This window comes from Pontibacterium sp. (genome assembly GCF_964228735.1).
Lineage (GTDB): Bacteria > Pseudomonadota > Gammaproteobacteria > Pseudomonadales > Balneatricaceae > Pontibacterium.
In genome coordinates, this window is sequence record NZ_CAXRBQ010000004.1 from 1 (window position 1) to 11,415 (window position 11,415).

The following is an 11,415-nucleotide window of genomic DNA, read 5'->3' on the forward strand; positions in this document are numbered from 1 at the left end:
TTGAAGCAAGTAGATGTGTAGGTTTTGGCGCCTTGAGCGTCATGAGAATCTCCGCAAATTGGGTTCGCGAAAGATCCTCGACTGCTACGTACTGACGCGTCAGGGGATTACTCTCCATGGGCAGTGCGGCCGTCCCCACAACATTGATGGGACCCGTTACTTTGCGACGCCTGCTTTCGCAGGTTGTGCCTTTATCCGGAGAGGATCTTTCAATTCTTTGCGCGGTACTGATTTCCCGCGAACAGACCCTGTGGCCGACTCTCGTCAGTGAGACCGTTATCCGATCACATCAATGTGCCCGTTGACCTTCCCTGTCCAGAGTGGATGCGTTCAGCCATTCGGGTGGTAAAGCGAGGTGAAAAAGAGGAGGCGTAAAAATACGTGTGCGGGCATGTAACGTACGCAAGAAGTGTGTCGGTCTCTGCCAGATTTCCCTACCCAAACCCGGCATCACGGACGCAATCAGCTTGTTCCCCACAACGTATCGCCAACAATCACCTTCCTCAGGTTCGTTTGCTTTACACGCTGTAAACTAAATTAACGGGGTGCATCCTAGCATTAACAACTGTTCATGTCTTATACAGTTGTGGAATAAAACGTACGTTCGAATGAATAAAAAGTGATCGATTGTTCAGGAACTTTTTGACCAAATCGCAACTGTCCGATAGCTACTGGTGCTCAAGGTCAGTTATGTCATTATCGTAAACATCAGCGTCATCTGCGGACATGATGCTCTCGTCAAGTTCGTCCCATAACAGAATGATCGGACCTGCACTGTAATGAACATGTTGATGTAGCAACCTGCGGGATCGGCTGCGGATAGAAGGGACGAGATGGGGATAAGACGCGACCGTTTGATTAGCGTTGTGGGCACTGTTAACCGGTAGATTACGATCAGGCGAGGAACCGTTATCGTTATCCTGATGGAATAATTTAGTGTGTGGACTGCGGTGCATACTTACCTCCATCCCCTACAAGATAAGTATGCAACCTTCAAGCCATCAAATAAAATTCTTAATTTTCAAGAAGGTACTATTTCGGCTTTGAGGAAAACATTATAAAACTGTTAAGGTGCTGAAACATCTTTCTTCAACCCATACTTGTCGATAAGGCGATACAAGGTTACACGGGAGACCCCCAGGATCTTCGCAGTTTTCGTAATGTTGTGGTGGGAGTAGTGCAAACCACTTTTTACGGCCATCTCTTCAGCATGGTTACGAGCTTCGTCGAGGGACATGACCTCTAACGAAACTGGTGCTTGGGAAAGACCAAGATCGCTTGGTGTAATCAAGCGATTTTCCCCCATAACCAAAGAACGCCTGATCCGGTTGATCATTTCGCGGATATTTCCCGGCCAGTGGTGTTTGTTCATCGCTTCGATGGCCTGCGCCGAGAATCCCTGCACGCGGCTATCATATTCCTGAGAGAACTTCCGCAGGAAGTATCGCGCAAGCAGCTCAATATCTTCAAAACGCTCTGCCAGTGTCGGCATCTGAATATTCAGTACATTCAACCGATAATAAAGATCTTCACGGAACCGTCCCTCTTCGACAGCCTTTTCTAAATCGACATGCGTTGCGGCAATAACCCGTGCGTTCACACGGATGCTTTCATTACCTCCCAGGCGCTCAATCGTTCGTTCTTCCAGGAAACGCAACAGATATACCTGAAGTTCCAAAGGCAGGTCGCCGATTTCATCCAGGAAAATCGTACCGTTTTGTGCCGCCTCAATACGCCCAATTTTGCGTTTATAAGCCCCTGTGAAAGCGCCTTTCTCATGCCCAAACAGTTCAGCGTGAATTAGTGTATCCGGTAGGGCACCGCAATTGACCGCAATAAAAGGCCCATCATGCCGAGCAGAACGCTGGTGTATCGCGCGGGCAACCATCTCTTTACCGGTGCCGGTATCGCCGCCTATCATCACGGGCGCGTCTACATTTGCAACTTTGCGTATCTCACTGAAGACCTTTCGCATCGGCTCGCTGGAGCCAACCATCTCTGTTTGCTCGTACTCATTTGCGCCCTGGCTTTCCAACGAGCGCAGCAGGGCGATACCGTAGGCATGTCCAAGAGTTGCCTTCAGATAATTCAGGTTGTTGTCCAAAGGAAGCGTGAAATAGTCGTAAAAGTTAGCGCAGATAAGGTGCTGAAAATTTGCATCCAGAAGATCATTGTGTTCGATAAGCGCAATCCATATCGTATTGTATTCTCTACTAACGATATCCATGACTTGCTGACGCTGAAGATCACTTAGGTGGCTCAGATACACTATTCCGACCAGATAGTGATAGTCATGAATACATGCTTTTGCACGGGGCGAAGTTGTAACCCTGTCGAGCGCCCAATCATCGAAATGAAAGCTGTCGATGTTGCTTGGATGGTACTCCGCCATGTCAAGATATAGCGCTTTACGAACTCCTCCATCGTCTCGCTGCGTAAGTTGTGAAACCGGGTTCATAGCTAAGACCTTAATTTGTTACCAGTAAACAGGTGTGCAAATACTATACAACCCATAGATAAGTTAAGTGTAGACACCGATTCTTGGGGCTGAGGTGAAAACCTTGCAATACACTGCTATTAAACATGCGTTACATCGAATCTAAATATGTCATTAACGTGAACGCATAAAGGAGGAAGATGTAAGAACCACTGTACAAAAATTGCGCATTTATTCCCGGTCAGATCTATATTTGTATCTGAAACCAAGGGGTACTTGCCATGTATAGCAACTACTTTGGATTATCAGAACCTCCTTTCGCAATTGCGCCCGATCCGCGCTTCCTTTATATGAGCGAACAACACCGTGAAGCGCTGGCTCACTTGCTTTACGGCATTAACAGTAACGGCGGGTTTGTGCTGCTGACGGGCGAAGTTGGAACCGGTAAAACAACGGTGTCGCGCTGCCTGCTGGAGCAGCTTCCGGAAAATACTGAGATCGCCTTTATCCTAAATCCCCAGTACACGGCGATCGAACTGCTCGAAGCGATCTGCGACGAACTCAATATTGAGTGCCGTAAAGAGGGTGAGCTCAAGGATTACGTTGACGCGATCAACGAACACCTGCTGGAAAACCACCGTAACGATAAACACACAGTGCTTATCATCGATGAAGCACAGAATTTATCGGCAGATGTACTCGAAACCATCCGCTTACTGACCAATCTTGAAACCAACACCCAGAAACTGTTGCAAATCATCCTGATTGGCCAGCCGGAATTAACCGAGAAGCTGTCACAACCGGAATTACGGCAGGTAAACCAACGCATCACCGCACGTTACCACTTACGGGCACTGACCAGAGAAGAGCTCCCTGCATACGTTGCCCATCGTTTGTCTGTTGCGGGTGTTGACGGTCAGCTATTCCCGCCATCTTCGATTAAACGCTTATACAGGCTCACCAAAGGTATTCCGCGTTTAGTAAACATCATTTGTGATCGCGCACTGCTGGGTGCATACGTTCAGCGGGAAAACCGGGTAGAGGAGAAAACAATCGGCAAGGCTGCCAATGAGGTATTTGGTGACTCTTCTCCGGCAATATCAGAACGGACTGAAAAGCGGGGCGTTGTGGCACTGGCCATTGCTGCCTGTGTCTTTGCGACTGTCGCACTTGGTTACGTGCTTTATACTCAGAATCCGGATCAAAACCTGATTCAGTCTGCGAAAACCGTCACTGCACAGGTGATTGAACAGAGCGAACAAACCATCTCAAATATAGCGTTGCCCGGTAATCCAGGTGCTATTAGCAGCGGCCAGGAACTTTCGAATCCAGCCAACTGGCAGTGGCCTACGGGTACCGACACATCCAGGACGGAAGTGCAGGCTTATAAAGTACTGATGCAACAGTGGAACCTGACCTATGAGCCTAAAAAACAGCCCGCCGTATGCCGTTTTGCAGAAACCAACGGGCTACGCTGCCTATTCAACATCGGCAGTCTGGAAGAGCTGATAAATCTCAATCGTCCCGCGGTACTAAAATTATTCAACGCTAAAGGGCAGAACTTTTTCGGCACGTTACTGGCCGTAAAAAATGGTGTTGCTGAAGTTGCTATCGGCGGCGAAGTGCGCCGGGTATCAGTAGAAGACCTGAAGTTATGGGTGGTCGGCAAATACACCGTGATGTGGCGAGTGCCGGAACACTACAAGGCTCCTATACATCCAGGCATGGAAGGCCCGGAAGTAATCTGGCTTGATCGTCAGCTGGCATTGTCACAGAGTAGGGCACCGCGTTATTTCAGGCTGCAAACCTATGACGGCGGCCTCGTTCGACAAGTGAAACGCTTCCAGGCCAGTAACGGGCTCGTTCCCGATGGCGTAGTCGGCCCTCATACAGCGATCCTGCTCAACTCCGTTAGTGATCAAAAAGCGCCGATGTTGAAAACACTGCGAGGGGAGGCGTGATATGTCATACATACTGGACGCCCTGAAAACTTCAGATCGCGATCGAAATCGGGGTAAGGTCCCTGATATCCAGACGCAAACCCTTCAGGTAGTCGAAACATCCAGCGGTAAGCCAATCCCCTATATGTGGGCCGGTGTGGTATTTCTGGCTATTGCGATCGTACTCATCGCCGGAAAATCGATTCTGGATCAGGGCGAACCGCAGATTCAGGTAGTGCAACAAACACCACCAGAAACAGTGCCGCCGATTTCCACAACGCCAGACGCCAAGGTTCAGGTATCGTTGCCGATCAAGGTATCGGACCCGCCATTACGTAACGATGAGTGGCTGCTTTCTGCGGAAGCGTTGGACACGGTAGAAAACGTGCGTATCAACACCACACAAGCACGTAAAAATGACCTGTCGGTTGCGAGTACACGGTTTGCTGACAATCTCACACAACAAGCCATTATTGCAGCACCAAAACCCGCTAAACCCAAACCTGTTGTGAAGAAACCAGAGATAGCGGAGGCAGCGACCTTAGCGTTAGCGAAGCCGAAAGCCGCACCGGTTTCTGAAGAGCCCAAACAGCCCGATCCGTACGCAGGCATTCCGCATCAGAAACAGTTGCCATTGCAGGTTCAAAGGGCGTTACCTGAACTGAACTTTACGGTTCATATCTACTCCGCTAAACCCGCATCACGCCTTGTGAAAATCAACGGTATGCGACTACGGGAGGGGGATCAGATCAGCAACGCGCTAAAACTGAAAGAGATCACCAAAGACGGGGTGATTCTGTCCTTCAATAACCGTCCATTCTGGCGTACGACACGTTAACCTGCACCTTATCCGATGTGGGAGTATCCGCTCCCACAGGCGCCTTTTACATACTGTTACATCTCTGCACAACTCTCTACATCGCCAGCAAATCCTATTTACAGCCCAGCGTTAGTCTAACTGTCATGAACTTTTGCGTTGTGGCAGCTTCCCCTTCCTGCCTGCAGTAGAAGTTCATCAATAAAAACAATTAAGAACGCTACTGCGGAGGATGAACACAATGAATACGAAGATAAAACGCCGTCTATCCGGCGTTTTACTGGGCGCGGCTATTGCTGCAGCATCCGGCACAGCATCTGCCTACAACCTGGTAAACGAAGACGGTAAAGAACTGAACTTCGATCTTGAAGTGATTGCAGGGTACTTCAGCAGCCAGGAAACCTACGGTAACAGCGACAGCGATCCAAGCTGGACCGAAGTCTACGCAAAGTACGGTTTCTCCGGCAGCACTGCGATCAGTGATGACACTGCTCTGTACGGCGCGGCAAATGTACTCACATCTGCAACCTTTGGTGACGGTGACGCTGCAGGCCTCACCACCGGTGACGAAAGTGAAACCGAGATCGAAGATCTGTACGCTGGCTTCCGCAACGACATGATCGATTTCTCCATCGGTCGCCAGAACGTGACCATCGGCGACGGTTTCATCCTGAACGGCGACTCCCTGAATATGGGTGAAGGCCTGGACGGTATCGTTCCTGGCTTCAGTGCCAACCGCGGTGGTGCGTACTGGCTGGCTGCGCGTAAAGCGTTTGATAAAACCGCAGTACTGAAAGTAGGCGGTGACTCTGGATTGCGCTCCGACATCTTCTGGATCGAATCAGACAACCCTGCCCAGTCCAGCGTAGAGATGGCGGGTATTAACTTGGAACACGTATCTGATACCGGCACATTCGGCGCGATGTATCTGGAAGGGCTGGACGTTGATTCCACGGCAGCAAACTTCTTCGGCCAGCAGGGTCGTGATGGTCAGGAGACACTGAGCGTCCGCTACCAGGGCAATGCCGGTGTAGAAAACCTGTTCCTGTCCGGTGAATACGTCACCCAAGAGAACGGCGTAACTGGCGCTGATTCAGACGCGTGGTATGCAGAAGCGGGCTGGACCTTTGCGGATATGCCTTGGTCTCCGACTGTTAACTATCGCTACACCAGCTACGACAACGGTTACGACCCACTGTTCTTCGGTTTCAACCGTGGCTACGGCACCTGGTTCCAGGGCGAAGTTGCGGCGAACTACGCGGGTCCATTCGGTACCGATTCTGACGTTCACTACCTTGGCGTAACAGCCTCTCCAAGCGAAACCCTGACCGTTGGCGCAATGTACTTTGACTTCAGCGACACCAACAACGGCGCAGGCACTAACGACGCAAACGAAATCAACATCTGGGCAGAGTGGGTGGCCGCAGATCACCTGATCATTAGCCCACTGGTTAGCTTCTACACCCCTGACAGTGCATCCAGCACCCAGGGTAACGATGACACCAATACCTACTTCCAGGTACTGGCGATCGTACCGTTCTAATCATAAGGATCGGACGAACAAATACCGGCCCCCTGCAAAGTGGGCCGGTTTATTCGGTATAACAACCTATAAAAAGGAACAACCTCCATGCAGACAGAATTCAGTTTAATCATTAACGGCAATAAGGTAGCGGGCGATCGTGGCACTTTTGATGTGATCAACCCCGCGACAGAAGAGGTTGTTGCCGCCTGTCCATACGCATCCGTCGAGCAGCTCAATGCCGCGGTAGATGCAGCAGAAGAAGCGTTCAAGACCTGGCAGTACAGCAGCGACGAAGAACGCAAACAGATCCTGCACCGCATTGCAGACCGCATTGAAGCAAATGCGGGAGCTCTGGCAGAGGTGATCGTAAAAGAGCAGGGCAAGCCGATGTTCCTGGCTCAGGCGGAAGTGGGCGGCGCTGTGGCCTGGACCCGTTACACAGCCGATCTGGAGATCCCAGTTGAAGTGCTGGAAGACTCCGAGAACAAACGCATCGAGCTGCACCGTAAGCCACTGGGCGTTGTAGGCTCCATTACTCCCTGGAACTGGCCACTGATGATCGCTGTGTGGCACATCATGCCAGCCCTGCGCACCGGTAACACCGTTGTCTGCAAACCATCCGGCCTGACACCGCTCAACACCATCATGCTGGCTGAAATTATCAACGCAGAAGTCCCAGCAGGTGTGATGAACATTCTGACAGGCGAAGCGGGTATTGGTAGTGCAATTACCGGCCACGAGAAAATTCGTAAGATTGTGTTTACCGGTTCCACCCCAACCGGCCAGGCGATCATGCGTAACGCTGCATCCAACCTGAAACGCCTGACCCTTGAACTGGGCGGTAACGACGCAGGCATCATCCTTCCGGATGCAGACATCGATGCCATCGCAGAAGGTATCTTCCAGACCGCGTTCCTGAACATGGGCCAGACCTGTGCGGCTCTAAAACGCCTCTATGTTCACGACAGTCAGTACGATCAGGTTTGTGAAAAACTGGTCGCTATCGCCAACGCCCAGGTTGTTGGCGATGGCATGGCTGAAGGCACAACCTTTGGACCGGTACAGAACAAAGATCAGTTTGAACTGGTGAAAGAGTTGGTGGAGGACGCCAAAGCGAACGGCGCCCAGGTACTGTGTGGCGGCGAACCGAAATCCGGTAGAGGTTTCTTCTTTCCACCAACCATCGTAGCGAATGCAACGGATGATATGCGCATCGTTGCTGAAGAGCAGTTTGGTCCGGTGCTGCCGGTCATCCGCTACAGCGACGTGGAAGAGGCTGTTGTACTGGCCAACAACTGTGAAGTAGGTCTTGGTGGCTCTGTGTGGTCATCCGATATCGAAGCCGCTCAGAAAGTCGCTCAGCGTCTTGAGTGTGGTACTGCGTGGATCAACGGTCATGCGGAAGTCCTTCCACACGCACCGTTTGGTGGCTGCAAGATGTCCGGATTCGGTGTGGAGTTCGGTAAGGAAGGCCTGCTGGAGTACACAGTCCCTCAAACGCTGAACATCAATAAGTAAGTCCTGCGTTCCCCTCAAGCTGCGGGGTTCAATAATCCCGCAGCAGCACTTTCGTGTGCTCTTTTCTTGTACTTTTCTTGTCAACTGGCTGTCTAGCAATTTCTCATGCTGGAGTTCGCAGGAACCTTCAGGTTCCTGCTTTTTTTCAGGAGCCAACCACCTGCCTTTGCATCGGGTTTGTTGGGCTTCGCGATGCGAAGACCAACCTACGTGAGCGTTGTAGGTTGGCCAACCCGCGAAGCGGTGTTGCCCAACGCCAGGAATGCCAGCAAGTCACTGATGACAAATTGAACTCGTTACGGGAGAAGTATTGGCGTCGTTCCCACACAGATCATAGTAAGCGGACAACTCGCACAAAAAACAAACGGCACGAAAAGACCGAAGGACTATCAATGAGGGGAAGAGGGCAGAAATAAGAAAGGGCACGAACTACGTGCCCTTAGGATGGAGACAGTAACGAATTGATTCTCGGCTTTGAACAACTCTTTACTGTAGAAAATCTTGAAAATTCTAGAGCATCCTTGCTCCCTAGAGTTCCGGATTTTTCGGCTTTGATCTGGAACTCAACCTGTTATAAGACTCTTTCGCTGGAGAAGTCATAACAGTTAAGCTAATTAAGGACTTAATCATGTATTAGAGCAATACGAAGGATTTCGTATTTGGGTAGTAGGACGCCTAAACCAGCTGTAAATCCTGTTTAAAACAGCTTAATTTGATGAGGTATCAGAGCTTGAATCAGATTTACTGTGTTTGAGGTCAGCACAATAATCACGATCCGTGGATTTCGGTGTGAACCATACATAATCCGCCGCAGCGACTTGATCCACCAGGTAAGCGTCATAGTCGTCAATTTCCGAATCAACTTCCATCAGCATAACAACTGCCAGGTCCCTGTTGTCAGCGTTTTTAAGCGCCAAATGAAGTGGGACATCAGAGTCTTTTCTAAAATGGTAGGCGCCCGCAACTAAAACAACCTGCGGCGCCTCTGAATCAACAATTGCACTCGCCATTCTGGCATCACGGGCCAACTGAATACTTAACATCGGATGGAGAGTTTCTCGTGGCATCATCTTACAGTGCTGTTCGTATATCTCGGTTAGCAGGGTTTGTTTGATCTCGTCATTAACGCTGAGCGCAGACGTAAGCCGATCATCAGCGGTAAGCTCCTCAGAGCCGCGCTGATAGATTTTCTTTACCTGTTCCCGTGACAGATTGCCCGCAGTAAGCTTAAACCCACTGGAGACAGCCAGCTCCACGAGAGGACCATATGATTCCCATGACCAGCCCTTATCATTCCACTGGAGACTTTGTTTGAGCTGATTGCCCTGAGCTTCGCGGTCTAAAGCTGTAAGAAGGGAAGATTGGCTGTCATCCAGCATCTCTAGCACAACTTCGGCAGGTTGCTCTGCAAGCGCACTCAATATGCGTTGTTCAAGCATATGATGGTCTGGATTATCGTGCTTTTCACCAATCAGAATAACTTCGGCACGCGCCAGGTTTTCAAGAAGCACATTCGGAGAGATCACTTTCTGTAATTTCAGGTCCACCACCTTACCCACCATGGGATGATCGCGTTCCAACGGTGATTGCCAATCATCTTGCGCAAAACTTCCCACTGAGAAGGTCAGGGCGGTAAAACAGAATAATCGGATACAGTGCTTCAACATAAACAAGACGCCTCCATATGCAAAAACCCCCAATCGGTGTTTCCGCTTGGGGGTTTACGTAATGATTTTCTACTCAGATCTTAGTTCAATTATACATTCCGTAATTTTTCTTTTTCGGCGCAGTCTGGTTCTTGTCGCCACCGAAAAGGCGCGTCAATAACCACCAGAAGACGAAGAACAGTACAACAAGCAGTCCCCAGAACGTCGGGCCTAGATTACCCACCACACCGGCAGCCTCAGCAGTATATTCCTTTGCAGTTTGTTTCACTTTTGCAACTTCAGGGGAGTTCAGGAATGAACCACCACCAGAGCCCCCAGATGCTGTTTGAGTAGTAGATTGTGAAGAGTTAGATTTACCCGTGCTTTGGCTAGAACCCTCAATTGCTGTTGAGGTACCTGCGAGAGCAGCAGATGCAAATCCACCTCCAGAACCGCTTCCGCCACTGCCTCCAGAGCCGCCACCTCCAGAACCACCAGATCCACCTCCAGAAGTAATGCCTGCTGTTCCTGTATTACCGGTGCCTGAACCGCCGGATGAGCCACCAGAAGAACCGCCAAAGCCTGAACTACCGGAAGAACCGCCATTAAAGCCACTGGAAGAGCCGCTACCGGAAGATCCTGAGCCAGAACCACCGGATGAACCACCGCCCCCCGAACCTGCAGCAGCTATATCATTGCCACCGCCTGGAAGGCCTGAGCCTCCACCACCAGATCCGGAAGAACCAGATGAACCAGATGAACCAGATGAACCACCAGATCCTGAACCTGCTAGGTCATCGCCACCACCTGAAGAGCCAGCTCCAGAACCTCCGCCGCCTCCAAAACCAGAGGATGAAGAGCCCCCCGAACCACCGCCAGACCCGCCAGAAGAGAAGGGATCTGAACCGCCACCAAACCCACCAGATGATGAACCACCGCCACCTGAGCCCGAGGTCGTGGACGCTACTACATCCCCATCCACGGTGTCAGAGAGACTTGCAATATTACCTGATACTGTATTTCCTAAGGATTGGAAGCTGCCTATAACCGCAGCAGCCACGAGCGCGCCGACAAGGGCATATTCAACGGTTGTCAGCCCCTTTTGCTTTTTAAGTAACCGTTTCATAACAGGGGCACCTGTAATTATTAGTTTTCAAAAAAACACAACAACGGTCCAAGTACTGTAAAGTTTAGTTAACGGCTGCAATGATAGCGAATACCCGGACTTGAGATGTTTTCACGCGTACTTCATCAGGTTTGCACTGTGAATCAATTAGTTCTCAGTATTAATGGCCAACACCCTTCATCAAAATGAGTTTTAGATACAGTCGTCTCATCTCGTCGTCCTTTAACTCAGCTTCCGTTTTTTCGTTTAGCGCATCATCTTGTGTGCTTTCGTCTGGAAATTCTAAGAGCTGGTCACCAGATACCAATCCAGGGCCTGATATTGCGTAGCTCACGCTCGCGATCATTAACTCATCGTCATTGGACAAAGAGACGCGCGATGCATTGGATGTCGTAACAGCTAAAGT

The 11,415-nt window shown here is 50.4% G+C and carries 8 protein-coding genes and 1 riboswitch; of the genes, 4 read left to right on the forward strand and 4 right to left on the reverse strand.

The window, feature by feature from the left end; genetic code table 11:
• Positions 1–116: 116 nt before the first annotated feature.
• Positions 117–200: riboswitch (cyclic di-GMP riboswitch) on the reverse strand.
• Positions 201–1,066: 866 nt separating this feature from the next.
• Positions 1,067–2,458, reverse strand: coding sequence for a sigma 54-interacting transcriptional regulator (locus ACEQ15_RS00300; RefSeq protein ID WP_370276940.1), 1,392 nt, complete (start codon positions 2,456–2,458; stop codon positions 1,067–1,069).
• A gap of 260 nt (positions 2,459–2,718) precedes the next feature.
• On the opposite strand from ACEQ15_RS00300, the gene ACEQ15_RS00305 reads away from it, so the two are divergent.
• The 4 genes from ACEQ15_RS00305 to ACEQ15_RS00320 all read left to right on the forward strand — a co-directional run bounded on the left by ACEQ15_RS00305 (position 2,719) and on the right by ACEQ15_RS00320 (position 8,237).
• Positions 2,719–4,398 (forward strand): AAA family ATPase, encoded by a 1,680-nt coding sequence (locus ACEQ15_RS00305; RefSeq protein ID WP_370276941.1) that lies wholly within the window; start codon positions 2,719–2,721, stop codon positions 4,396–4,398.
• A gap of 1 nt (position 4,399) precedes the next feature.
• Positions 4,400–5,215 (forward strand): general secretion pathway protein GspB, encoded by an 816-nt coding sequence (locus tag ACEQ15_RS00310; RefSeq protein WP_370276942.1) that lies wholly within the window; start codon positions 4,400–4,402, stop codon positions 5,213–5,215.
• A gap of 220 nt (positions 5,216–5,435) precedes the next feature.
• Positions 5,436–6,737, forward strand: a complete 1,302-nt coding sequence (locus ACEQ15_RS00315) for a hypothetical protein (protein ID WP_370276943.1) — start codon at positions 5,436–5,438, stop codon at positions 6,735–6,737.
• A gap of 87 nt (positions 6,738–6,824) precedes the next feature.
• Positions 6,825–8,237: an aldehyde dehydrogenase family protein gene (locus tag ACEQ15_RS00320; protein WP_370276944.1), complete on the forward strand. Its 1,413-nt coding sequence runs from the start codon at positions 6,825–6,827 to the stop codon at positions 8,235–8,237.
• Positions 8,238–8,944: 707 nt separating this feature from the next.
• Here the strand turns inward: ACEQ15_RS00320 and ACEQ15_RS00325 are convergent.
• From ACEQ15_RS00325 to ACEQ15_RS00335, 3 genes are all read right to left on the reverse strand, one after another.
• Positions 8,945–9,904, reverse strand: coding sequence for a ChaN family lipoprotein (locus ACEQ15_RS00325; RefSeq protein WP_370276945.1), 960 nt, complete (start codon positions 9,902–9,904; stop codon positions 8,945–8,947).
• Positions 9,905–9,989: 85 nt separating this feature from the next.
• Positions 9,990–11,009: a hypothetical protein gene (locus tag ACEQ15_RS00330; protein ID WP_370276946.1), complete on the reverse strand. Its 1,020-nt coding sequence runs from the start codon at positions 11,007–11,009 to the stop codon at positions 9,990–9,992.
• A 160-nt stretch (positions 11,010–11,169) separates the two neighbouring features.
• Positions 11,170–11,415: hypothetical protein (locus ACEQ15_RS00335; protein WP_370276948.1), on the reverse strand; the 246-nt coding region annotated here is incomplete at its 5' end.